We start from the raw sequence: 25,079 nt of genomic DNA, 5'->3' as shown, positions 1-25,079 counted from the left end.
GTTCGCCCCGGCCACTTTCCGGATTCACGACACCGTGCGTACTTTACGCTCGGTGACGCTCTATCAGTAAACAATATTGACTTTCATTATAAAACTTTCGCCGAGACGCGCTCAGTCGGGTTTATTTCTTCCAGTACCGAAGAGATTACCAGCGTACCACACCCTGTTTACTCTGAAGGTAGCAATGGCGGTAAAGTAAAGTATCGCGGGTACTATCTTGGAAAAAACGGATGACCGATACTACAGACGTTCTCGTCATCGGAGGGGGGTCCACCGGTACCGGCATCGCTCGGGACTTGGCGATGCGCGGGGTCGAAACCACTCTCGTCGAGAAAGGGAACTTGACTCACGGGACGACGGGGCGGATGCACGGTCTGCTCCACAGCGGCGGGCGTTACGCCGTCTCCGACCAAGCCAGTGCGAAAGAGTGCATCGAGGAGAACCGCGTCCTCCGGGACATCGCCAGTCACTGCGTCGAGGAGACCGGCGGCCAGTTCGTCCAGTTGGAGGGCGACCCCGACGAGTACTTCGAGGAGAAGTTGGAGGGGTGTCGGGAGTGCGACATTCCCGCGGAGGTTCTCAGCGCCGAGCAAGCCCGCGAGGAGGAACCCTATCTCACGAAGGACGTGAAGCGCGCGATTCGGGTTCCGGACGGCGCTATCGACCCGTTTCGGCTCTGCGTCGCCAACGCCATCAGCGCGGAGAACCACGGTGCCCGCATCGAGACCCACGCCGAAGTCGTGGACCTGTTGGGCGACGACGAACGCGTCACCGGCGTGAAGGTCCGCCACGAGAGCGGCCCCGGCAAGCGCTCGCACGGAAAGTCCGGCGAAATCGAGGAGATTCGCGCGGAGTACGTCGTCAACGCGACGGGCGCGTGGGCCGGACGAATCGGGGAGATGGCCGGAGTAGACATCGAGGTCCGGCCCTCGAAGGGCGTGATGGTCGTGATGAACTGCCGACAAGTGGATACGGTTATCAATCGCTGTCGGCCGAAGGGGGACGCCGACATCGTGGTGCCCCACGAGACGACGGCCATCCTCGGGACCACCGACGAAGAAGTCTCGGACCCCGAGGACTACCCCGAGGAGCGCTGGGAGGTCGATTTGATGATAGACGAGTTGAAGCGACTCGTCCCCATCCTCGAAGAGGCCCGGACGGTCCGGTCGTTCTGGGGGGTCCGGCCGCTGTACGAACCGCCGGAAGTCGGGAGTGCGGACCCGACCGACATCACCCGCGACTACTTCCTGTTGGACCACGAGGAACGCGACGACCTGCACGGCCTGACCTCCATCGTCGGCGGCAAGTTCACCACCTACCGGATGATGGCCGAGGAAATCAGCGACCACGTTTGCGACCAACTCGGGGTCAGCGCGACCTGCCGGACCGCCGAGGTCCCCCTGCCGGGGAGCGAGGACGAGTCGGTCTTGGACGCCGGGATGGACCGCTTCGGCCTGCGCTCGCCGGTCGCGCGCCGGAGCGCCCAGCGACTCGGAAGCAGGGCGGACGACGTTCTCTCGTCGGTAGAGCCGAACCCCGTCCTCTGCGACTGCGAGGCCGTCACCCGCGCCGAAGTGCAGGACGCCATCGACCAGTCGGGCACCGACCTCAACGCGGTCCGCATCCGGACCCGCGCCTCGATGGGCAACTGTCAGGGCGGGTTCTGCTGTCACCGGATGGCGGGCGAACTCCACCCCGAGTACGACGAGCCGCAGGCCTACGCCGCGCTGGACGAACTGTTCGAGGAACGCTGGAAGGGCGAGCGCCACGCCCTCTGGGGCGAACAGCTCTCGCAGGCCGCGCTGAACTACGCGCTCCACGCGACGACGATGAACCGGGACCGCGACCCGGTGGCGGACGGCCGGACCGACGGGGACGCCGAATCGCTCGACTTCGGCGCGTTCGACGCCGGAGAGTCGCGGACTGCGAAACCCGCGGCCGACGGAGGGAAAGATGGCGATTGAAGACGACGTGACGGTAATCGGCGGCGGCATCGCCGGGATGACCGCCGCGCTCGCCGCCGCCCGCGAGGGCGCGGCAGTTCGGGTCCTCTCGCACAAGGACTCGACCCTCCGGAGCGCGAGCGGACTGGTGGACGTACTGGGCTATCCGCCGCGTTCGTCGGACGACGAACGCGGCGAGGGGTCTGCATCGGAAGAGTCCGAGACGACGCCCGACGGTCCCCTCGCCGACCCCTTCGACGCGATTCCGGCGTTGCCGGAATCGCACCCTTACCGGACCGTGGGCGTCGAGGGCGTCCGAGAGGCCCTCACCCTCTTCGACGAGGTGGTCGGCGACCGGTACCGCGGCGGCCACACCGACAGGAACGCCCTCGTGCCGACCCACGGCGGGGCGGTCAAACCCACCGCGCGCTATCCCGCGAGCGCGGCGGAAGGACTCGCCAGCGACGACCGGAACGCGCTTCTCGTCGGGTTTGAGACGGTTACGGACTTCGACGCGCCGTTGGCGGCCGCCCACCTCGAATCGGCGGGCGTCCCGTTCGTCGCGCGCGGCGCGACCGTCTCGTTCCCCGGCGACTTCCGGGTGGACGCCAAGATTACGCGCTTGGCCGATGCCCTCGACGCCGACGAACGAGTCTCGATAGAGGGCGACGGCTACACCACCGAACTCCCGGCCCGGAAAGCCCTCGCGGAGACCGTGAAACCCCACCTCCGCGGCGAGGCGCGCGTGGGCTTTCCCGCGATTCTGGGCCAGCACGAGACCGAGGCGGTCCGGGCCGACCTCGAATCCGAACTCGGCGCGGCGGTGTTCGAGGTGCCGATGGGTCCGCCGAGTCTGCCGGGGATGCGACTGGAAGGGGCGTTCCTCGCGGCCTGCCGGGACGCCGGGGTCCGGTTCACCACCGGCAACCCGGTCGTGGGCTACGAGGAAGACGACTCGGGCGCTGTCGCGGCGGTCCGCGTCGAGCGAAACGGCGCGACGATTCCGTTCCACGCCGACCAGTTCGTGCTGGCGACCGGCGGACTCGTCGGGAAGGGCATCGACTCGGACCGCGAGGGGGTCGAGGAACCGATTTTCGACTGCCACGTCCCCCACTCGGGCGACCGGTACGACTGGTTCGCCGACGACGCCTTCGGCGACCACCCCTTCGCCCGGTTCGGCGTGGAGACCGACGACGAGTTGCGACCTCTCGACGCGGGCGGAGAACCGGAGTTCGAGAACGTGCGCGCCGCCGGAGCAGTGCTGGGCGGTTACGACTTCGCCGCCGAGAAGTCCGGAAGCGGCGTCTCGCTCGCTACCGGGCGGACTGCCGGACGGAGCGCGGCCAGCGAGGTGACTACTTATGAGTGACGCAGAACAGCCAACCGACGCGAGTGACGTGACCGACGTGCGCGAGGAAGAGACAGTCTCGGACGACGAGTTCGAACCGGTGCAGGTGTTCCCCGAGAGCGAGGAGATGGACCTCCGTCCGGGGAGCGACGACTGCTACAAGTGTTCGACCTGCGATACCAACTGCCCGGTCGCGGAGGTGGACGACGACTTCCCCGGTCCGAAGTTCCAAGGTCCCGAGCAGTGGCGACTCAAGCGCAAGGAAGACCACGACGTAGACGACTCGGTGATGTCGTGTTCGAACTGCATGCGGTGTGACTCGGCGTGTCCCTCCGACGTGCCCCTCAGTCAGATGCACAACACCGCCCGCGGCGAGTACGTCGAAGACCAGATGGAGAAGTTCTCGCGCGAGTACGTCCGCAACCGGATTCTGGCGAACTACCGGACGATGGCCGAACTGGGGAGCAAGGTGCCCCGACTCACCAACTTCCTGATGGGCAACTCGCTCGTGCAGGCCGCCAACGAGAAACTGCTCGGCATCACCGCCGAACGCGAGTTCCCCGAGTTCGCCGAGGAGACGTTCCGCGAGTGGTGGGACGAGCGAGGCGGCCCGCAGGTTCGCTCCGAGGACAAGCGAGTCGCCTACTTCCACGGATGTTACTCGAATTACAACACCCCGGAAGTCGGCAAGGCGATGGTCCGCCTCTTCGAACACTTCGGCTACGAGGTGGTCGTCCCCGTACAGCGGTGTTCGGGCACGCCGATGTTCGCCAACGGGATGTTGGACGACGCCAAGCGCGCCGCCGGAGTCAACGTCGAGAACTTCTCGGGACTCGTCGAAGAGGGCTACGACGTGATTGCGTCGTGTACCTCGTGTTCGATGTCGCTGCGCCAAGAGTACCCGGAACTGTTCAGCTACGACGGGACCGCGAGCGTGGCGGCCCACACCTACGAGGCCCTCGAATACTTGCGACTCCACGAGGACTTGGAGGGTGCGCTCGAATCGGCCGAGGTAGACGCGGGCGAGTTCGCCTACCACGCGCCGTGTCACGCCCGAAATCAGGGACTCGCCGGGCAAGCGGTCGAACTCCTCGACGGTCTCTCGGGCGCGAACGCCGAGGACGTTGGCGAGTCGTGTTCGGGCATCTCTGGCACCTACGGGTGGAAGGAGGAGAAGTACGAAACGTCCATGAAAATCGGCGAAGAGATGTTCGAACACATGGAGGAAACCGACGCAGAGACGGGTATGACGGAGTGTCCGACCTGCGCGATGCAGATGGAACACGGAACGGGCTACGAGATTCGCCATCCGCTCGAAGTGCTGGAGGAGGCGCTCGTCGGCGAGGGGAGCAACTGAGCGACGATGGATCTCGAAGAGCGAATCGCCCGGCGGCAGGCCACGCGGGACGACGACCTCATCGTGGACCGGAGTCCGCTGAACCCCGCGGTCCACCTCGCGGACCCGGTGGGCCGCGGTCCCGTCCTCGAACGTCTGCTGGACGTGTTCGACCCGGTGTTCGACCAGCGACTCCCGCCCGACGCCGCTGTGTACGGGCCGAAAGGCGCTGGCAAGTCCGCGCTCGTGAGCGCGCTGTTCGCCCACCTGAGCGACCAGTTCGGACGGCGCAACCAGCGCATCGGCACGACCACCCGCGCCGGGACCGCCACCGACACCGTGGAGTTCGCCCACGTCGATGCCTACCGCACGACCAGCGAGTTCCAGTTCTATCACACGCTACTCGACGCCATCGTAGACGAGTCGGTCCCGCGGCGGGGCGTCGGGACCCAGCGACTCCGCGAGCGATTGGTCGAACACTTCTCGTCGCCGACTCGACGCGCCGTCGTCGCAATCGACCACGCTGGCGAGAACTCGCCGTCCGGGTCCGAACTCCGGGAGTGGCTCGAACCGGTCGGCGACGACGTAGCGCTCGTCGTCGTCGGCCGCGCGGTTCCCGACGGATGGAATTCCGTGACCGTCCACGTGCCGGAGTACCGCCAGCACGCGCTCGTGGACATCCTGACCGAACGGGCGTCCCGTGCGCTGACGAGCGGTGCGCTCAGACACGGACAGGCCCGGCACGTCGCGGAGTGGGCGAGCGGAGACGCCCACGACGCACTCGCCGCCGCGTTCGGCGCGGCCGACATCGCGGACGCCGAGGGTGCCGACCGAATCCGCGCAAGTGACGTGGACGCCGGTATCGCGGACGTGCCCGAGGACGGCATCCACGTCGGGCGGGTGTTCGTCCTGCCGGAGAACCGACGGAAGGTACTCTCGGAACTGCTGGCGCTCGACCCGACGCCGCCGATAGACGAGGCGGCCAGCGCCATCGCCGAGCGGTCGGACCTGTCGGCGGCGACGGTCAAGCGATTCCTCTACGAACTCGCCGAGCGCGGCGTCCTCGAACGGATTCAGACCGGTTCGACCGACGGGAGCGGTCGCCGTCCCAGTCGCCCCGAACCCCGGTTTCCGACGCTCCCGTTCCTGCGGTTCGACGGGCGAACGTCGGTGGAGTAGTCCGCCGCCGTCAATCGTTTCTCGGCGCGGGCGTGGGTTCGGTCGGCGGGTCGCCGCCGTACTCCAAGTCGTCGGTGTAGTAGTCCACCAACAGCACCGCGAAACCGCCGACCAGACCGGCGGTCAGGACCGCGGCGACTCGGGCGGGCGTCCACGCGCCGCCAGCGCCGAGGACTTCTTCGGCGGGGAGTCTGAGCGCGCCCACCATCAGCGCGACGAGGAACGTCAGCGTGACCTGATGGTGTTCGGACAGCGCCCACTCGACCACGCGGGCGAAGGTGAGGATGCCCACCGCCGCGCCCGCGACGAACGAGACGACGCTGACGAACGGGTCGGTCACGGCCGAGAACGGGCCGCCGCGGACGAACTCGACGCCCGCGTCGATGAACCCGTGGAGCGACTCGGACATGAAGACGTACTGGCCCAGCAGGATGAGCAGAAACGACCCCGAGACGCCCGGCAGGACCATCGCGCTGATTGCCAGCGCGCCCGCCAGAAACAGCACGACGGGCGTGTGGGGGACGCTCGCGGAGGCCGAGATGCCCGAGACGAGGAACGCCACGATGAAGCCGACGACGGCGGCGATTACCTCTTCGCGGGCGTCGAGTCTGACTTCGCCCCAGAGCGCGACGGCCGACGCCGCGATGAGACCGAAGAAGAACGCGTACAGCATCGCGGGGTTCGACTCCTTGACCTGCAGGATGACGCCCGTCACCGCGACGACGGCGGTGACGACGCCTGCGCCCAGAACCGCGAGGAACGCCACGTCCATCTCGCGGAGCAGGTCGGCGATTCGCCCGCGGGCCTCCGGGTCGTAGGCCCGCGGCAGGTCGGCCAGTACGTGCGGGTCGAAGGCCGCGATAGCGCCGACGAGTCGCTCGTAGATGCCGGTTATCAGCGCGATGGTCCCGCCGGAGACGCCGGGCACGGCGTCGGCGGCACCCATGAACACGCCCTTGAGGTAGATGGAGAGCCAGCCTCGCATTGGGAGTTTGGTACTACGACCGGCCGGAAAACGGTTTGCTTTCGCGCGAGGCAGTGACAGGGGTTCGGCGTGCCTTTAGGAGTCTTTTAACAATATTTAAAATTGTTAAAGACAACTTTTCGTTGCTCTGGCGGGTCGGTCCACGTCGGTACCTCGTCTTTCCGGCGCGCGCTGGCGCGACCTCGTGTCGCGCCATCTTCGCGCGAGGGACGAGGACCGTAGCGAGCGAAGCGAGCGAGGACCGGAGGAGGTTGGGGAGGACGAGGCGGTTGCGGTGCGGGGCGGTTGCGGTCTTCATGGGTTCAAGCCTGAAGCTAGCGTCTCCTGTCAAGTTTGTTGCTGTCGCGGTACTGTGCGGTCTTCATGGGTTCAAGCCTGAAGCTAGCGTCCCCGTTCTCAAAGACTCACGTCCCCGAACGCCCCCACCCACGAACCGCCGACTCGCCGCGTAGTCAGTCCGACACCGAAAACCGCAGAAACAGCGTCCCGAAAGCCGCGCTTCGGTCCCGAAGCGATTCAGTCCCGACTGCCGACCGCGAGCGCACCCGCGGACGCCGCGACGAGACCGGCGCGGACCGAAGTCGGCCCTGCCTGCGTCGAAGTCGGCCCTGCGAGCGCCGAGGTGTTCGCGGCACCGCCAGTCTCGTTGCCGGGCGCGGACTCGTTCGTCGGCGCAGTCGTCTCCTCACCCGGCGCGGACTCGTTGCCGGGCGCAGTCGTCTCGTTCTGGGTCCGCTGAATCGAGACCGACTCCTCGGTCAACTCGACCGTGGCGGTCTGGTCGCTCTCGCCGACGACTTGGGCCTCCGTGACCTGCGTGGAGGCGTTGTGGAACGTCAGGTTGCCGTCCTCGACGCTCTGGGGCGTGTAGAACTGGTATGGACCAGTCGCCCGCACGCTGACGTTGGTGTAGCCCTTCTCGGTTCCCCACTCGTCGTATCCCGTCGTGGAGTAGGGCAGGGTCATGGTGAACTCCCCGTCGGGTCCGGTCTCGGCCTGCTGGCGGTAGGTGAACGCGTTGCCTTGGCCGGTCGCCGAGAGTTGGACCTGCGCCGTGACCGTCGTGTTGGCCGGGGCGGTACCCGTCACCGTCGCGCCGGGCACGCGCTCGAACGTCTTGACCCACGACGGCGCGGTCTTGAACATGCTCTGGGGGTTGACGCCCGCCTGCTGGAGCAGTCCCATCTCGCCCCGGAGCGTCTGGGCGTACTGCGAGGAGTTCGCGCCCGACGCCTCGCTCTGCTTGACGACGCGGTAGTGTTCGAGCGCCGGAACCGGTTCGCTCGGGAACGGCCCGATGCCGCCGACGCGGGCCGTCGTGTCGTTGGCGACGAACTGGCGGGCCTGTTGCATCGTGGAGAACCGCCGGACGAGGGTGGCGTTCGGTCCCGACTCGCTAATCTTGTACGAGGCGGTCTCGCCCTCGGGCGTCTGGTAGGTCTGGGCGCGCCAGTCCACGACGATGGGCCGGGGTTCGGCCCGACTGCCGTGGTAGAGGTAGAGGCGCGCGACCTGACTGTCGTAGTAGCGCTGGTTCTTCATCCGGAAGGCGAACTGCGGCCCGTTCTGGGTCTGCTGGTAGACCGGACTGTAGAAGTCGCGGGCCGACACGTTGTCGTCGAACACCGTCGGCGCGGAGAACTTGGAACTCGGTTCGGCCATCTTCCAGTCCACCATCACGTAGCGGGTCTCCTCGCTGTCGTTGCCGAGGTTCTGGAGGATGTTGTTGGCACGCTGTTCGCTCGGCGCGAGCAGGTACCGCGCGGCGGTGGTCGCACCCTCTTGGAACGGGTTGGCGTTCGGGATGCGCTCGCCTTGGACCGTAATCCAGTGACCGTAGTCCCACCACGACATGACGCCGTACGCGCCTTCGGGGTAGGGGTAGTCGTTGTCGTGCTGTTCGTAGGTGCCGTAGTAGTCGAGTTGCTCGGCGTTGTTGGCGTCGCCGTAGTCGCCCTCGGCGGGCGTGTTGTTCGCCATCCAGTCGAGCGACCCGTCCCACTTGGTGACGGCGCGCGGCGCGGTTTCACCGGCCGCCATCGCGGTGTTGGTCTCGTCGATGGAGGGGTAGCCCGACGACCCGATGCTGGCGGGCGCGACCAGCACGGGAACCACCAGCAGGACGACGAACACGATTGCGAGTACCTGATACCCCTCGACATCCGTCAGCGACTTGCGGTCGGTGACGTTCGCCATCGAGAGGACCTGCTTGACGAGGAAGGCGTTCAGTACCGCGACCGGCACCGCGAGGTAGTAGTTGAACCGGACCTGCGTGAACGCCGCCGCGGTGATGAACGCGGCCCACACGAGGACCAGCAGGTGTTCGGCGCGGTGGTCGTCGGTCCGGTAGGTCCGCCACACCATCCAGACGGCGGCGGCGACGGCCGTGAAGAACATCAGGCCGTACTCTTGGAGAATCACGTCGTACCACTCGATGCCGAACCGGGGTTGGGTCCGCGAGAGGAACGGTTGGGCCTCGCCGATGGTCCGGGTCTGTGCGCCCGCGCTGAAGCCGACGATGCGGACGAGGTTCCGGCGCACGAGGTTGAAAAGCGACGGGAGCGCGACGTAGACGAACCCGACGAGCGCGAGGATGATACCGCCGACCGTCGCGGGGTAGAGCGCGGTCCCGAGGTCACGAGCGTCCCACTCGCGGGCGAGCCACGCCATGAAGACGGAGCCACCGGCCACCGCGAACGCCAGTAGCGGCTGGAGCGGCGAGAACCGGGTCGGACTCATGTCGAGCGTGCCGAGCGGAACCAGCAGAAGCAGGCCCGCGACGGTCATGCTGACCGCGCCGACGAACGCGAGGTGGTCCGGACTGACGCCCCGAACGTAGTCGGCGGTCAGCTTGATACCGAAGAAGATGCCGAAGATGCCGACCAGAAGCACGCCCGGCGGCCACGTCCAGAGGTAGAACGCGGTGGCGATTCCGGCCAGCGCGCTGTAGACCAGCGGCGCGCGGAGCGCCTCGAAGTCGCGGTCCGCGAGCAGTTCGTAGACGGGTTTCTCGCGCTCTGCGACGGTCAGCGCGACCATCATCGCAAAGACGGCGAACGTCTGGAAGAGCGGCTCGGCGATGTTGTGGTCGGCGAATCCGACCAGTCCGCGCCGGAGGAACGTGCCGGGGAACAGCGCGAGGACGACGACGGCGAACAGGCCGCCGGGACGCCCGCCGAGGCGCTTGCCGACCAGATACGTCGGGATGGCGACGAGCGCGCCGAACACCGCGGGCGCGACCAACAGGGTCTTGGCTACCAGCGTGCTGGAGGGGTCGCCGAGTCCGACGACGAGCGCCGCGGTAGCGACGAGTTGGTCGTAGAGCGTCCCGAACTGGCCGACGCTCGTGCCGAACGGGAAGTACGTCCACGGGTCGTACGGCATCGTGGACGGCCAGTTGTTCACCGTGTACTGCACCTGCCGGAGGTGATACCACGCGTCGTTACCTTTGAAGAACACTTCACCGTTTCTGATGAACTGTCCGTACGACTGGAGCCGCACCCACAGCATGAACGCGATGGCCGCGGCGAGCACGGGGACGTGATACCAGTCTTCGAACGAGTCGAGGACTGAATCCACCGAATCGGCGGAGTCCTCGACCTGCTCAGTCTGCTGGCTCATTGAGTTGATGAAGTGCCAAAACGCGCATAAGCCTTGTCATCTACCCCCGGTACGCCTCGGGATTCTGATGACAGCCCTCGGGTACGCGCGGGGGAAATTCCCGACGGAGCGGACTCGAAGCTAGCCGTCGGACTGCTGGCCTCGCCCGAGAACTTGCTGGTAGACCGGTCCCAGCACGTTCGCCAGCGTGAGGCGGAAGTGGGAACTCGTGACCGCGAGGACCGCGAAGTAGACCGCCGCGCCGAAGGCGACGAGCGCGACGACCGGGAGCCAGTAGTTGAGCGCCATCGCGTCGCGGGCCTCGGTGATGACGCCGAACATCGCCAGCGCGCTGACCGTCTGGGCCGCGATGGGGGCCGGGAAGATTGCGCCGCCGAACAGCTTCCGGCAGAGAAGCTGAAAGCCGAAGAACATCATGACCTCGGCGAACAGCGTCGCGCCGATGACCCCGAGCAGGCCGTACTCCCGTGCGAGGACGATTGCCAGCGGGATGTGGACCAGCAGTCCGGCGGCGTTCACTCGGAAGGTGAGTTCCGGCCGGTCGGTCCCGCTGATGGCCGATTCGAGCGGAATCTGGTAGATGTAGAAGACGTAGAACAGCGCGATGCCGACCAGCGCCACGCCGCCCTCGCCGAACCCGGCCCCGAAGAACGTCCGCATCAACACGTCGGGGAGCGCCAGCGCGCCGAAGAACATCGGGATACCGAGCAGTCCGGCGTAGGTCATCGCGTTCGACACGTCCTCGCGTACGTCCTCGCCGAGCGACGACGCGCCGCTGACCTTCACTTGCAGGGGGTTGGAGATGCTGGCGGTCAGTTGGGAGGCCGGAAGCACGAGTCGGAGCGCCGTCTCGTAGAACCCGACCGCGCCGGTGCCGACGAACAGCCAGATGAGGATGGGGTCGGCGCGCTTGTAGAGGTCGTTGATGACCGAAGTGGGGATGCTCCACCGGGCGAACTTCCCGGTGTAGGCGAACGTCTCGCGCGAGGGAAGCGCGGGCCGGACGCCGCTGACGACGGCGACGACGCCCGCGGTGACGAAACTCGCTAGGGCCAGTCCGAGCAGGATGCCGAACGCCTCCATCCCGACGAGCAGTAACGCGAGTTGGAACACGAGGGTCACGACGCTGCGCACCGTGTCCAGCCAGAACGACCGGCCGGGGAAGCCGATACCGGCGTAGAACCGGTTTAGAATCTGGAAGGACCCGACGCTACTGAACACGAGGACGATGCCGAGAACGTCGTCCACCGTGATGCCCTTGACCGGCAGGGCGGGCGAAAGCGCGACGAAGATTGCGGTGACGACCCCGACGTAGAGAACGTGAACTGCCAGACCGAGACCGAGGTACTCCGCGGGGTCGGTATCGACTTCGCTGACGCGCTTCTTGATGGCCTTGCCCAGACCCGCCGAGACCCGGACCAGCATCAGCGCGATGGCGAGGGCGGTGTAGTACCGGCCGACGCCGTTGGACCCCAGTACTCGCGCGAAAATCATGACGCCGACGAACCCGAACGCCGACATCGTGAACTTCGCGGCGACCGAGACCAGCGCCTCCCTGCCGATGTCGAGGTCAGCCGTACTCATCGCTCAGAGGTAGCCCAGTGCCTCCAAGTCGTCGTGAGGGAGTTCGTCTTTCGTCACGGGTCGTTCGGCTCTGCTCTCGTACTCCTCTTTGGCCGCCATCAGGTCGTCGTCCTCGGCGGGGTCGCCGTCGAGGGTCACGACGCCCTCGTCGGTCGCAACGTGGTCGCGGTTCATCGCGGCGTGGTTGCCGTTCGAGGCCGCGTAGGCCGTCTCGCGCTCGAACGACCCGTGGTTGTACTCCTCGCCGAGCAGGAGCGTCGGCACGTCCACGAGGCTCAGGACCTCGCTTTCGATGGGGATGTTTCGGGTCGCAAGCGGCAGTCTGAGCAGTTCCGGGCACATCGTCGCGTGGTGGCCCCACTCGCCGAACTCACCGAGGAGTTCGCCGTGGTCGGCGACGAACAGCACCCGCGTCTCGTCGGGAATCGTCTCCCAGAGTCGCGCGAGTCGGTCGTCCAACTCCTCGACCTCGCCCTTGTAGAGTTCGCGGGCGAGTCGCTCGTCGCGCTCGCTCGCCCGGCCGTTCAGCACCCGCCGGGTGATTTGCTGGGCCTCGCCGCGAGAGACTGGCCCGTCGTCGGGGTTGTAGGGGTGGTGGGGTTCCATGAAGTGGAGCCACCCGAACCACTCGTCTCGGCCCTCGGTCGCGTCTAAGAACTCCGCGATTACGTCGGCCGCGGGGCGGTACTCCCGGTCTACCGACGAGACGCGCTGTTGGACTCCCTGCACGACGTTCCAGACGCGCGAGGCGATGCCGAACAGCGTACTCTGGGGCGTCATGTGTTCGGCCACCTTCGCTTTCAGACCCTTGTCCTCCCGACTCGGCGCGCTGAAGTGGTCGAAGCCGAGGTCGTAACCGTACCGATTCGAGAGGAATCGGTTGGTCGAGACGCCGTACTTGTACGGCGAGTCGATTGCGACCCCGACGTTCGAATCTTCGTCCACGCCGACTTCGCCGGGGTAGATGCCGCCGACGATAGACTGGAAGCAGGAGGGCGTGGCGGTGTTGGTGGCGAACGTCGCCGGGTGGGACTCGCCGAGAAACTCCCTCGTCGCGGTCATGTACTGGTAGTGGTCGTACCGGAGCGAATCGACCGTCACCAAGAGTGTCGTGTCAGTCATTGAAATCACTTGTAGCCAAGCGCGCTTAAGCGCTGTTCAACGTCGTCGTCGGTCACGTCCACGCTCTTGGCCTCGACTGCGGGTTCGTACTCGCCGGAGTCGGTCGCCGAGAGTTCGACCCACGGCACGTTCTTGAGGACCGGAATCGGGACGTGTCGGTAGTGGCCGTAGAGACCCCACTCGCCGAACGCCTCGCCGTGGTCGCTCGACACGACGAGGGTGTCGGCGTCCATGTTCGACAGCAGGAGTTCGACCTCTTCTAGAACCCACCGGAGGTTCTCCAGATACGCGCTCCACGCGGCCGACCGGGGGAGTTGGCCCGCCTGAAGCAGGTCCCAAATCGCCCTGTCGTCGTCGTTGGCGAGTATCCGGGCCGCCTCGGGCGCGAACTCCTCTAACGCGGGGTAGGGCGCGTGGGGTTGCATGTAGTGGACGATGAGTCGCTCGGGGTCGCGTTCGCGGGCGACCGAGATTGCCCGGTCGGTGACGGGGCGGGGCGGATTACCGCTGAGGTCGTCGTCCCACTCGTACTCCCACACCTCGTCCAACAGGCCGAACGCGTCTGGCGACATCGGGAACTCGTCGCCGAACCGCCGAGTGTGGGGGTTGGCGGTCACGTACGCGGTTTGGGCAATCTCGTCGCGGTACTCGTCGGTGAAGTTGTCGTGCATCCACTCCCACGAGGTCGAACCCAGCGAGGTGAACGACGGCACCGACGACGGGAGGAAGTCGAACTCGTCGCTCACGGTTTCGAGCGCGTCTATCCGACAGGTGTCCAACAGGACCAGCACGTCCCAGTCGCGCTCGTAGATGGGCGTGCCGTGGGTGTCGAGACCGAGGTTGTGACAGAACCGACGCGCGGCACCGCCCCAGAAGTCGAACGCGGCCGAGCGCGCTCCCTTCCGGAGACCGTAGGCGTCGATTTTGTACTTCGATTCCCGAACCCAGTCGCCGAGCGTCATTTGTAGCCGAGGGCTTCGAGGCGGTCTTCGACCTCGTCTTCGGCCAGCGCGGTTTCGTCGGGTTCGATGTCGGGCGTGTACTCGCCGCTGTCGGTCGCGGACGTGTGGACCCACGGGACGTTCTTCAGCACCGGCACCGGACAGTACGGCGGGTGGGCGTAGACGCCCCACTCGCCGAACGACTCGCCGTGGTCGGCGGTGATAACCACGTCGTCGGCGTCCATGTTGTTCAACATGAGGTCAACGCCGTCGTCCAGCACCCACCGGAGGTTGTCCCGATAGGCCTGCCAAATCTCCTGTCGGGAGATGACGCCGTGGCGAAGGTCCTCCCACATCTCGCGGGCGGGGTGGGAAGGGTCGTCCTCGCCCGGACCGGGTTGGACGCGCCACTCGGGGAACTCTTCGAGCATCGACCGATACGGCGCGTGGGGTTGCATCAGGTGGACGACCATCCGCTCGGGGTCGTGTTCGCGCATCACGTCGATGGCGCGGTCGGCGACGACTTCCGGCGGGGTCGTGCAGTCGTCGTCGTTCCACCCGTAGCGCCACACCTCGTCCAGCAGGTAGAGGTCGTCGGGGTCGATGTGTTCGGAGAAGAGATTCGAGGTGACGTAGGCCGTCTCGGAGAGTTCCTCGGCGTAGTCGTCGTTGGTGAAGTTCTTCTTGACCCACTCGATGGAGGCCGACCCGATGGAAGTCTCCGAGGGCACGTCTCGCGGGACGTACTCGTACTCGTGGGCCACGTCTTCGAGTACGTCGGGACGACAGGTGTCCAACACCAACAGCACGTCCCAGTCGTGTTCGAAGATGTGGGTTCCGTAGTTCCAGCGGTGGCCGACGCGACAGAGCGCGCCCTCCCAAAACGCCTTGGCGGAGCCTTGACCGCCGTTGAGCAGGCCGTGTTCGTCGATGCGTTCCTTCGATTCGTCAATCCAGTCTTGCAGAGTCATGGTTACATGTAGCCGAGTGTGCGCAGTCGCTCGTTCACTTCGTCGGGCGTCGGGTTCTCGTCGCTCTCGGGGGTTATCTCGGGTTCGTAGGTCCCGCTGTCGGTGGCGGTGGTGGTCGCCCACGGCACGCGCTTCAGGACGGGGATGGGTGCCGTGCTACTGTGGCCGTAGTACCACCACTCGCCGAACGCCTCGCCGTGGTCGCTGGTGATGACCACGTTATCGGCGTCCATGTTGTCGAGCAGGATTTCGAGGCTGTCGAGGACCCACCGGAGATTGTCGCGGTAGGCCTCCCAGAGTTCCTCGCGGGAGACCCGACCGGTCCGGAGTCGCTCCCAGAGGACGAACTCCGGGGTGTCCTCGGGGTTGTCCATCCCGACCGAGAGGCTGAACCAGTCGGGGTGTTCCTCGACCAGCGACCGATACGGGGAGTGGGGTTGCATGAAGTGGACGACGAGTCTGTCGTGGTCGCCCGACCGATGCACGTCGATGGCCCGGTCTACGACCGTCTCGGGCCGGACCGTCCCGTGGTCGTAGCTCCACCCGTACTTCCAGAGTTCGTCCACCAGCGCCAACTGGTCGGGGTCGGGCACGTCGCGGGTGTGGGGGTTCGCGCTGACGTACGCGGTGTCTTCGAGTTCGGGACCGGCGACCGACTCGGGGTCGAACGTCTTGCCTATCCACTCGGGCGAGCGGGACCCGATGGAGTTCAGCACGTCGGCGTCGGGGTCGTAGTCGGCCAGAAATTCGTACTCGTCGGCGACTTCCGCGAGTACGTCGGGGCGGCAGGTGTCCAACACCAACAGCACGTCCCAGTCTTCCTCGTAGACGTGCGTGCCGTAGTTGTAGACGTGGCGTCCGAGGACGCCCAGACCGCCCTGCCAGAGTTCCTGAACCGCTCCGTAGACGCCCGTCGCCAGTCCGTCGCGGTCGAACCGGTCTTTGGCGTTTTCGGCCCAGTCTTGGAGGCTCATCGCTTAGATACACCTCTATTCGAAGCCGGAGAGGTTTTCTGCGTGTCGGTTTCCTCGTGCGGGGAGAGGTCGGCGTCGGCGACTGCCTCCTCCACGACTGCCCGCATCTCCTCGCGGAACCGCTCGGCACCGAACTGCTCGGCGAACGCCGCGATTTCGTCGGCGTCCCACGCGACGCCCTCGCGCTCGAACGCCTCGATGGACTCGCGGACGCTCGCGGCGTCCGGGTCGTGGACCAGTCCGTTCTCGCCGTCGAGAATCTGGTACTTGGTGTAGCCCTCCTCCACGCCGAGGACGGGGGTCCCGCTCGCGAACGCCTCGATGGGGATGATGCCGAAGTCCTCGTTCATCGCGTTGAAGACGACGGCTTTGGCCTCCCCGAGGCGTCGAATCTTCTCCTCTTCGGACATGTAGCCCACGAACTCCACGTTGTCGGGCGCGAGTCGTTCGAGGTTCTCGCGCTCGTCGCCCGCCCCACCGACGACGAGTTTCGCGTCGAGACCCTCGAAGGCCCGGACGATGGCGTCGATGCGCTTCTCGGGAATCAACCGCGAGTAGGTCAGGTAGTAGTCTTTCGTCTCACGACGCTCGTACTGGTCTACGTCCACGGGCGGGTAGACGACTTCTATCTTCTCGTCGGGGACGCCCCAGTAGCGCCGGAGGCGACGGGCGACGAGTTCGCTGTTGGCCACGAACTTGTCGGGGAACTTCGTGTTCGGGAGGAACATCGTCCGCGCGACGAAGGCGTACAGCCGCGAGAACACCGAGTTCGCGCGCTGTTGAAACAGGTCGTAGGGAATCCGCGGGGTGCTGTGGGTGTAGTGGACCACGACCTGTTCGTCCTCGGGGACGTACCAACTCAACTCGTTTTTCGAGAGGACGACCACGTCGTAGTCGGTGAGTTCGGGGATGCGCTGGGCGTTCCACGCGTAGTAGAGGTCCCGAAGGAACACCGACCGCTTGACCGCCGAGAACGGGGAGTCCTCGTAGAGGCTTCGGGCGTCCACGTCGTCGGAGACGTGTTCGTCGCTCCCGAACCCGTAGTACAGCGGCGCGTCGAACGTGCGGGCGAGTTCGTCCGACAGCGTTTCGGCACCGCCGCGTTCAAGGTAGTTCCCGTGGGCGATGGCGATAGACTGGTCATTCATGCTATTCTATCGGTTCGGGATTTTCCTGACGGAGGTTTAAGTTTGCTCATTCGAAGGCCTCGCGCAACTCCTCGTCCACTTCCCACGTCCCGTCGCCCTTCCCGCGGAGCAGTTCGACCGCGGCGTGCAACAGCGACACCTGCGAGTCGAAGACGGCGTAGACGGCTTGGAGCGGACCGAGCAGGTCCTTCTGGCCCAACCAGACGAAGACGCCGAGCGCGGCCGGAACCGCGAGACCCGCGACTCCCGCCACGGAGACTCCGGCGGCCGTGAGCGCCAACACGTCGATGGCGACCAGCCACGGCGAGACGACCATGAACCACCAGTTGAACGGCAGGACGAGTTTCCCGTAGTTGCCGTACTTGCCGAGGGCGTCCCGGTGTTGAGCGAGCAGGCGAATCAGGCCCATCCCTCTGCGGTCCTTCTGGAGGCGGCGCTTGCCGAAGTCAGAGTGGGACGCTTCCTTGTACCGGACCGCGGGGTCGAACAGCACCCGGTCGCCGCCGCGACGAATCTTCAGGGCGAGTTCGGTGTCGTCGGCCAGCGAGTTGGGGTCGATGGGGACGATGGCGTCGTTCTCGAACGCCGAGAAGGGACCGTGGAAGATGAGCGTCGAGTCGAGGTGCGATTCGAGCGTCTGGATGTGGGCCTGCACGCCCCGATACCCGGCCTCGACTTCGCTCCCGCCGAGGACTTCCGCGTTCTGGCCCGTGACCGCGGCCACGTCGGGGTCCGCGAGGTTCGCGGCCGCCTCCCGAAGCGCATCGTCGGCGACGTACGAGTCGCAGTCGGTCTTGACGACCATCTCGTTCCCCGCGGCGGCGTAGGCGTCGTTGAGCGCGGGCGCGAGACCACGACGCTCCTGTTCGCGGATGAGGTTCAGGTCGGGATGCTCCCGGTCGGCGAAGTACTCCTCGATTCGGTCGGGCGTCTCGTCGTCGCTGGAGTCCACGACGACCAACTCGACTTTCTCCATCGGGTAGTCCAGCGACACCACGTCGTCGAGTTTCTTCTCGATGATACCCGACTCGTTGTACGTCGGGAGGACGATGCTGACCGTCGGTTCTGACTCGCGCTTGTCGGCGGGCGAACCGCTCGGTCCGACCGCCGCGTAGAGGGCGAGGTACGCGAGGTACGGCAGAGCCGTGACAGCGACGAGTGCGCCAGCAACGGCGACGAGAGGGTTCATACGACCGGGTATGGAATCGGGCTATAACACACTGTTGGTCGCTCGTCGTGACGGCGTGACGAAAAATGAAACGCGGACAGGACGGAATGAGAGGAAGGTCTGCCGCGTTTTAGACCGTGACCGCGCTCTCTTGGGAGAGCGACTGGGGCACGTTGGCGCGATAGAGCGTCACTGCGCCGTACTGCGTGGTGAGCTTGAGCTTGACTTCTTCGCCCTCGCTGAGGGCGTTCGAAATCTCCTCTGCGCTCATGTTGACTTCGAGGCGGTCGTCCTGCGTGTTGAGGACGGGTGCGGACTTGTCGGGGTCCTTGATGGTGTTGACCGTGAAGTTCGACGCGCCAGTACCGCTTTCCTTGTAGGTGAGCGTCTTGGCTTTGTCCGGACCAATCCACTCGATAGTGGCGGCCGAGAGGTTGATGTCGTCGGAACCGGACCCGCGCATGACCGTCAGGCTAATATCTTTGACTCGCTCGTTTGCGACGTTACCGAACGCACTCACGACCTGCACGCGGTTCGAGACCTGCGCGCTGGACTCCTGACCGGTCTGTTCGGACTTGGTCTGGAGGAAGCCAGCCGTGTTGATGAGAACGCCTGCCGCAATCGCGGCGACCAGCACCATCGCGATGAACACGATGAGCGTACCGATACCCACCTGACCGCGGTCGTTGACCGCGCCCTCGATTCTATCTTTTACTGCTGAGAGACCATTTCGTATCATTATTCGGACCGTATTGTAGTCGGGAACTTTCCCAACGGAGAAGTACCACTAACGATATATATAACGTTCGTCCGTTTTCAGGCGTGATAATCGGAACGGGAATCGGTAGCTCGCCGACCGCAGGAAGTCGTACGGAGACGGCCTCTCGGTCCCGGACACGCTAGTTGACGGGATTCGAATAGTTTAAGTTGGTGTCGGCTAGGGGCCACTTTCCGGATTCGGTCCGCAGTTCGGGGCGACTCGCGCATCTCGCCCCTGCGCGCCCGTCCGCGACGAACGCACGCGGAGGTGTCGAATGGAGGGCCGACCACCGGCCTCCCGACTGCGGTACGTGAACGACGACCACGCACCGAATGGTTGTGCAACGAACGGTTGGAAAGCCTTTTGCGCTCGTGGTGACCAGTCACTCTCAATGGCCGACCGCGAGGACGTGTGCGTACTCATCCCGACGTTGAACGAGGGCGAGACCATCGGCGAGGTCATCGACGGGTTCACGAGTCGCGGGTTCGAGAACGTCCTCGTCATCGACGGGAACTCGACGGACGGGACGCCCGACGTGGCCCGCGACCACGGGGCGCGAGTGATACAACAGTCCGGGAACGGCAAGGGGCAGGCGATTCGGGAGGCGATAGAACACATCGACGCCGAGTACGTCCTGATGCTCGACGGCGACGGTACCTACCGCCCGGAGGACGCCGACGACATGCTCGAACCCATCGTAGACGGCGACTACGAACACGTCATCGGCGACCGGTTCGCCGACATGGAGGAGGGCGCGATGAGCGGACTGAACCAGTTCGGCAACGGGATGTTCAACTGGGTGTTCCGCCACATCCACGGCAAGAACTTCGAGGACATCCTGAGCGGCTATCGGGCGTTCACCCGCGAGTCCGTCGAGAACTTCCTCCTCGACGCCGACGGGTTCGGCGTCGAGACGGAGATGGCCGTCGAGTGCGTCAAACACGGCGTGGCGACCACGGTGGTCCCGATTCGGTACGAGGCCCGACCCGACGGGTCGGACACCAACCTCCACCCGATTCGGGACGGCGGCGTCATCCTCGTCACCCTCTACCAACTGGCGAAGACGAGCAACCCGCTGTTCTACTTCGGGAGCGTCGGCGTGGCGAGTTCGCTCGTCGGCGTCGTCATCGGCGCGTACGTCGGCGTCGAGTGGGTGACACAGCGAATCTCCCACGAGGTGCTGGCGGTCGTCGCGGCGTTCGCTATCCTGTTCGGCGTCCAACTGCTGATGTTCGGCGTCCTCTCGGACCTCATCGTGACGCTCCACCGCGAGCAGATGCGGCGTCTGGACTGACCGCCACGCCGCCCTGCCCGGCGTTCGACTCGTCGCGGGACATTTTTGCGCGATGAAAATCGACGGTACAGTTATTCTTCCCACCGGAGTAGGGACGGCCGTATGGCAGAAAGCCACAACCTTCCCGACTACGACGACGTGCGCGAATCGTTCTCGTGGGACGACATCTACGCGGAAGCCGACTGGGACGCCCCCGACGAGTTGAACGTCGGCCACGAGGTGTGTGACCGACACGCCGACGACGGGGAGAACGTCGCCCTCCGACAGGTCGGCACCGACGGCGACCTCACCGAGACGACCTTCCGGGAACTCGCCGACCGCTCGGGCCAGTTCGCCAACGTCCTCGAGGAGTTGGGCGTCGAGGAAGGCGACCGGGTGTTCTCCTACATGCCCCGGATTCCGGAACACTACATGGCGTTGGTCGGGACGCTCAAGCGCGGTGCCGCCTTCGGCGGCGTCAACGAGCGGTTCGGACCCGACGGCATCTCGTATCGACTCGACGACTGCGACGCCTCGGTGGTCGTCACGACCAGCGACAACCGGGGCACAGTGGCAGACGCGCTCGAAGACGCACCCTCGGTCGAACACGTCGTCACGGTGGACCGCGGCGAGGGTGTCGAAGAGGGCGACCTGACCTTCGCCGACGCGCTCGACGGCGCGAGCAGGGAGTACGAGGCGGCCGAGACCGGCGGCGAGGACGACGCGCTTCTCTACTACACCAGCGGAACGACCGGACTGGCGAAGGGCGTCCTCCACAAACACCGGTGGGTCGCCGGTGTCGCGGCCACCCAGAAGTACGCGGTGGACCTCCAACCGGGCGACCTCTACTGGTCCACCGCCGACTTGGGGTGGCTGACCGGTCCCATCAACACGCTCGGGGCGTGGTTCTGGGGCGCGAGTCTCTTCACCTACGAAGGCGAGTTCGACCCCGAGACGTGGGCCGAGTTGCTGGACGAGTACCCGATTTCGGTGCTGTTCAGCGTCCCCACCGCCTACCGGATGCTCCGGGAGAAAGAACACGTACTGGAGGGCGTCGATTTGGACCTGCGCCACGCCCTCTCCATCGGCGAACCCCTCTCGGCGGGCGTCGTGGACTGGGGCGAGGAGACGCTGGGCGTCACCATCCACGACACCTACGGCCAGACCGAGACGGGCAACATGATTATCAACAACTACCCGACGATGGAGTTGAAGCCCGGAAGCATGGGCAAACCGCTTCCGGGAATCGAAGCCGACGTGGTGGACCCCGAGACGGGCGAACCCATGCCGCCGGGCGAGACGGGCGAAATCGCCGAGCGCGGCGACTACCCCTGCTTCTTCGCGGAGTACTGGGAGAAACCGGACAAGACCGCCGACTGCTTCGTGGACGGACCCGACGGCGAGTGGTACCTCTCGGGGGACCTCGCCCGGAAAGACGAGGACGGCTACTTCTGGTTCGAGGGCCGGGCAGACGACGTGATTCTCTCGTCGGGGTACCGCATCGGTCCCTTCGAAGTCGAAAGCTCACTGGGCGAACACCCCGCCGTCGCCGAGGCCGCGGTGGTGCCCAAACCCGACCGCGAGCGCGGCAACATCGTGAAAGCCTACGTCGTCACCAGCGAATCCGCCGAGACCAGCGAGGACCTCGCGGAGGACATCAAGACCCACGTCCGCGAGGAACTCTCGGCCCACGAGTACCCCCGCGAAATCGAGTTCGTCGAGGAACTCCCGAAGACGGTGACGGGGAAGATTCGCCGGACGGAGTTGCAGGACGACGCCGAACAGGAGGCCGAAGTCGAACGGGAGTGAAGTCGGACCGAAGGCCGTAGTCGAACGGGAGACCGAATTCGAACCGGCGATTTCGAGGGATTCGACCGACTACCCGGCGCGCGCTGGCGGACCCTCGTGGTCCGCCATCTCCGCGCGAGGGATGAGGACCGCAGGCCATCGGCCGAGGACCGCAGTCGGTTGGGGAGGCGTGTGGCCTGCGGTGGCGGTGCCGTGCGGTCGCGGTCTGATTGGTTCAAGCCTGACGCTAGTTTCTCTTCTCGTCCTTCTCCGTCACCCTTCACCGTCCTCTCGTCCTTCTCCGTCACCCTTCACCGTCCTCTCGTCCTTCTCCGTCACCCCTCATCGTCGTCCCGATGCATCCGCCCAAACCCCTCGACAGCCCCGAACGAAACCCAACCGAAAGCGAAGCGCAGAAAAACCCGAGTTCAGAGCGGGAGCGCGGACCGGACCCGTTCGATGACACCGGGTGTCCGCGAGTTGCGATACCGCTCGAAGACCGGATGGAGCGCGTTCAGAAACTCCTGTTTGTCTTCGAACCGCTCGCGTTCGACCTCCGAGACGGCCTCCGAGAGCGGTACGGTGTGGCCGTCTGCGTCGTACTTGATGCGAGGGTTCGACAGCGACTCAACGACTTCCGCGCCGGTCGCCGGGAACGAGAGGTTCCCGCCGTCGAGTTCAGCGGCGACTTCGGCGATACCGAACTCGATAACGTCGGGTCCTCCGTCCGAGTTCGACGGTGGTGGCCTCACGCCCATGCCCGTGGGTTCTGGCTCCCGCAATGAAAAACTGACTCATCGGGATTCTAAGGTGTGTCGGGCGGGCGTTTCGCGAGAGAATACTCGCTATTTGGTAGCTACTTCTTTTTCTTTCTTTAGAATAACTATAGATATGTTTCGAGATTGTATAGATTTCTATACCGCGTCGTCTGCGATGGCTTCCGTCCGCGCGGGCGGCGGGCACGAACGACGGGGCGGCGACCGCACGGCACCGCGAACTCCTCGGTTTCAAGAGAGCTAGCTTCAGGCTTGAACCTATCAAACCGCACAGCACCGCGACCGCGGGCCACGTCCTCCCCAACCGATTGCGTTGCTCGGTCGTCACTCCCTCCGGTCGTTCCTTCCCTGCGCTACTCATTCCTCGCGCGGTCGGGCGCGACACGCTCACGCGGTCGCGCGCGCACGCGCCGGAGGTGACAACAAAAAACAAAAAGCAGAGACGAAACGAAGACCCCCGAATCACCCGACGAGCGAACCCCGACCAGCGGCGTCCGAACTCCCGACCAGCGGCATCCCTCGGGTTTCTTTCGGACCCTCCGGCGAGCGCGAGACCGATGCCTTTCTTAACAGTCCATCACGAAGATAGATGCATGACAGGCGTACGAGTCGCAGGGGTCGGTCTCACCCACTTCGGCAAGCATCCCGAGCGGACGGGCCGGGACCTCTTCGCGGAGGCGTGCCAGCGCGCGTTCACCGACGCGGGCGTGGACCGCGCGGACGTAGCGCAGTTGAACTACGGCAACTTCATGGGCGAACTCGCCGAGCATCAGGGCCACCAAGGGCCGCTGATGGCCGAGGCCGCCGGTCTCGACGCGCCCGCCACGCGCTACGAGAGCGCGTGCGCCTCCTCGGGCGTGGCCGTCCGCGAGGCCGTCAAGGACGTGCGAAACGGCGAGGCCGACGTGGTGTTGGTCGGCGGAGCCGAGCGCATGAATAACCTCGGCACCGCGGGGACGACCGAAGCCCTCGCAATCGCCGCCGACGACCTCTACGAGGTCCGGGCGGGCATGACCTTCCCGGCGGCCTACGCGCTGATGGCGCGGGCCTACTTCGACCGGTACGGCGGGAGCAAGGAGGACCTCGCGGCAATCGCGGTCAAGAACCACGACAACGCCCTCGAAAACGAGTTCGCGCAGTTCCAGAAGGCAATCTCGGTCGAGGACGCCCTCGACGCGCCGATGATTGCCGACCCCCTCGGTCTCTACGACGCCTGTCCCATCACCGACGGGGCGAGCGCCGCGGTCCTCGTCAGCGACGAGTACGCCGAGGAGAACGACATCGACGCGCCCGTCTCGGTCACCGGCACCGGACAGGGCGGCGACAAGATGGCGCTCCAAGACCGCCAGTTCCTCGCGCGCACCCCCGCCGCCGAGCGCGCCGCCGAGGAAGCTTACGACGACGCCGGAATCGGCCCGCAGGACGTGTCGGTCGCCGAGGTCCACGACTGTTTCACCATCGCGGAAGTACTGGCGCTCGAAGCGCTGGACTTCTACGCGCCCGGCGAAGGCATCGGCGCGGCGGCCCGCGGCGAGACCACCCGCGAGGGCGACCGGCCGGTCAACCTCTCGGGCGGACTCAAGGCCAAGGGCCACCCGGTCGGCGCGACCGGAACGAGTCAGGTCGTGGAGATGACTCGCCTGCTTCGCGGGGACCACCCCAACAGCGACGCGGTGTCCGGAAACGTCGGCGTCACCCACAACGCGGGTGGAACGGTCGCAAGCACCACGGTTCACGTCTTGGAGGTGGAAGAATGACGGAAGAACAACGAGTCCGCGACGAGGGCTTCGACGACTTCCTCGACGCCATCGAGTCGGACGAGGGCTTCTACCTCGAATGCCCCGAAGGACACGGGTCGCTCCCGCCGCGGCGGGTCTGTCCCCACTGCGGCGCGCCCGACCTCGAAGAGACTCCGCTTCCCGAAACCGGCGAAATCGAGACGTTCACGACTGTCAACGTCGCTTCCCCCGAGTTCGAGGACGACGCGCCCTACGTCACGGCCGTCGCGGACTTCGGCGGCGTGCGCGTGACGGGCATCGTCCGCGACATCGACCCCGACGACGTGGAAGTCGGCACTGAAGTCGCGCCCGGCGTCGGCGAGACGGAAACCGCGGGCGAGCGCGTGCTGGTCTTCCGGGCGGACTGAACGCCCACCTGCAGTT

19 protein-coding genes are annotated in these 25,079 nt (G+C 65.8%); 8 read left to right on the top strand and 11 right to left on the bottom strand.

The annotated features are described in order from the left end of the window. The first annotated feature begins 230 nt into the window (after positions 1 to 230). From glpA to P2T60_RS07585, 4 genes are read left to right on the top strand one after another with little or no spacing between them, the layout of a single operon-like run. Positions 231 to 1,964 (top strand): anaerobic glycerol-3-phosphate dehydrogenase subunit GlpA, encoded by a 1,734-nt coding sequence (gene glpA, locus P2T60_RS07600; RefSeq protein WP_276281951.1) that lies wholly within the window; start codon positions 231 to 233, stop codon positions 1,962 to 1,964. Beyond that, positions 1,954 to 3,312 carry a glycerol-3-phosphate dehydrogenase subunit GlpB gene (gene glpB, locus P2T60_RS07595; protein WP_276281950.1) on the top strand — a complete coding sequence of 453 codons (1,359 nt, stop codon included), beginning with the start codon at positions 1,954 to 1,956 and terminating at the stop codon, positions 3,310 to 3,312. Before glpA ends, glpB begins: the two co-directional genes overlap by 11 nt. After that, on the top strand, positions 3,305 to 4,648 hold the full coding sequence (locus P2T60_RS07590; protein WP_276281949.1) for an anaerobic glycerol-3-phosphate dehydrogenase subunit C: 1,344 nt from the start codon (positions 3,305 to 3,307) through the stop codon (positions 4,646 to 4,648). Before glpB ends, P2T60_RS07590 begins: the two co-directional genes overlap by 8 nt. Positions 4,649 to 4,654: 6 nt before the next feature. After that, on the top strand, positions 4,655 to 5,806 hold the full coding sequence (locus P2T60_RS07585) for a Cdc6/Cdc18 family protein (RefSeq protein ID WP_276281947.1): 1,152 nt from the start codon (positions 4,655 to 4,657) through the stop codon (positions 5,804 to 5,806). Positions 5,807 to 5,816: 10 nt separating this feature from the next. Here the strand turns inward: P2T60_RS07585 and P2T60_RS07580 are convergent, their stop codons facing one another. From P2T60_RS07580 to P2T60_RS07535, 10 genes are all read right to left on the bottom strand, one after another. Next, positions 5,817 to 6,791, bottom strand: a complete 975-nt coding sequence (locus tag P2T60_RS07580) for a DUF368 domain-containing protein (RefSeq protein ID WP_276281946.1) — start codon at positions 6,789 to 6,791, stop codon at positions 5,817 to 5,819. A 516-nt stretch (positions 6,792 to 7,307) separates the two neighbouring features. Continuing rightward, positions 7,308 to 10,412 carry an oligosaccharyl transferase, archaeosortase A system-associated gene (locus P2T60_RS07575; protein WP_276281945.1) on the bottom strand — a complete coding sequence of 1,035 codons (3,105 nt, stop codon included), beginning with the start codon at positions 10,410 to 10,412 and terminating at the stop codon, positions 7,308 to 7,310. 120 nt (positions 10,413 to 10,532) lie between these two features. Continuing rightward, positions 10,533 to 11,996: a lipopolysaccharide biosynthesis protein gene (locus tag P2T60_RS07570; protein ID WP_276281944.1), complete on the bottom strand. Its 1,464-nt coding sequence runs from the start codon at positions 11,994 to 11,996 to the stop codon at positions 10,533 to 10,535. A gap of 3 nt (positions 11,997 to 11,999) precedes the next feature. Then, entirely contained in the window at positions 12,000 to 13,118 is a 1,119-nt protein-coding gene (locus P2T60_RS07565; RefSeq protein ID WP_276281943.1) for a sulfatase-like hydrolase/transferase, read from the bottom strand. 5 nt (positions 13,119 to 13,123) lie between these two features. Next, complete coding sequence (locus tag P2T60_RS07560; RefSeq protein ID WP_276281942.1) at positions 13,124 to 14,080, bottom strand: sulfatase-like hydrolase/transferase; 957 nt, start codon at positions 14,078 to 14,080, stop codon at positions 13,124 to 13,126. After that, entirely contained in the window at positions 14,077 to 15,030 is a 954-nt protein-coding gene (locus tag P2T60_RS07555; protein ID WP_276281941.1) for an alkaline phosphatase family protein, read from the bottom strand. Before P2T60_RS07555 ends, P2T60_RS07560 begins: the two co-directional genes overlap by 4 nt. 2 nt (positions 15,031 to 15,032) lie before the next feature. Then, positions 15,033 to 16,004: an alkaline phosphatase family protein gene (locus P2T60_RS07550; RefSeq protein ID WP_276281940.1), complete on the bottom strand. Its 972-nt coding sequence runs from the start codon at positions 16,002 to 16,004 to the stop codon at positions 15,033 to 15,035. Then, positions 16,001 to 17,152: a glycosyltransferase gene (locus tag P2T60_RS07545; RefSeq protein WP_276281939.1), complete on the bottom strand. Its 1,152-nt coding sequence runs from the start codon at positions 17,150 to 17,152 to the stop codon at positions 16,001 to 16,003. Before P2T60_RS07545 ends, P2T60_RS07550 begins: the two co-directional genes overlap by 4 nt. 46 nt (positions 17,153 to 17,198) lie before the next feature. Then, the gene (locus tag P2T60_RS07540) at positions 17,199 to 18,341 is read right to left on the bottom strand and encodes a glycosyltransferase (RefSeq protein ID WP_276281938.1); all 1,143 of its coding nucleotides are present in this window, start codon (positions 18,339 to 18,341) and stop codon (positions 17,199 to 17,201) included. A 109-nt stretch (positions 18,342 to 18,450) separates the two neighbouring features. Then, complete coding sequence (locus P2T60_RS07535; protein WP_276281937.1) at positions 18,451 to 19,059, bottom strand: archaellin/type IV pilin N-terminal domain-containing protein; 609 nt, start codon at positions 19,057 to 19,059, stop codon at positions 18,451 to 18,453. Between the two features lie 412 nt (positions 19,060 to 19,471). Between P2T60_RS07535 and aglJ the strand changes: the two genes are divergently transcribed. Together aglJ and P2T60_RS07525 are read left to right on the top strand one after the other, a co-directional pair. Beyond that, positions 19,472 to 20,374: an S-layer glycoprotein N-glycosyltransferase AglJ gene (gene aglJ / locus P2T60_RS07530; RefSeq protein ID WP_276281936.1), complete on the top strand. Its 903-nt coding sequence runs from the start codon at positions 19,472 to 19,474 to the stop codon at positions 20,372 to 20,374. Between the two features lie 102 nt (positions 20,375 to 20,476). Further along, a complete protein-coding gene (locus P2T60_RS07525; RefSeq protein WP_276281935.1) occupies positions 20,477 to 22,162 on the top strand; it encodes an acetate--CoA ligase in 1,686 nt (561 codons plus the stop codon). 407 nt (positions 22,163 to 22,569) lie between these two features. Here P2T60_RS07525 and P2T60_RS07520 read toward each other — a convergent pair whose 3' ends face one another. Further along, positions 22,570 to 22,899 (bottom strand): hypothetical protein, encoded by a 330-nt coding sequence (locus P2T60_RS07520; protein ID WP_276281934.1) that lies wholly within the window; start codon positions 22,897 to 22,899, stop codon positions 22,570 to 22,572. A gap of 611 nt (positions 22,900 to 23,510) precedes the next feature. Between P2T60_RS07520 and P2T60_RS07515 the strand changes: the two genes are divergently transcribed. Beyond that, positions 23,511 to 24,674, top strand: a complete 1,164-nt coding sequence (locus P2T60_RS07515) for a thiolase C-terminal domain-containing protein (RefSeq protein WP_276281933.1) — start codon at positions 23,511 to 23,513, stop codon at positions 24,672 to 24,674. Beyond that, the gene (locus tag P2T60_RS07510; protein WP_276281932.1) at positions 24,671 to 25,063 is read left to right on the top strand and encodes a Zn-ribbon domain-containing OB-fold protein; all 393 of its coding nucleotides are present in this window, start codon (positions 24,671 to 24,673) and stop codon (positions 25,061 to 25,063) included. The genes P2T60_RS07515 and P2T60_RS07510 overlap by 4 nt, the downstream gene beginning before the upstream one ends. Positions 25,064 to 25,079: the final 16 nt, after the last annotated feature.

Origin of the sequence: Halorussus caseinilyticus, assembly GCF_029338395.1 — an archaeon.
GTDB classification, from domain to species: domain Archaea; phylum Halobacteriota; class Halobacteria; order Halobacteriales; family Haladaptataceae; genus Halorussus; species Halorussus caseinilyticus.
This window is presented reverse-complemented; position numbering and strand designations above follow the sequence as displayed.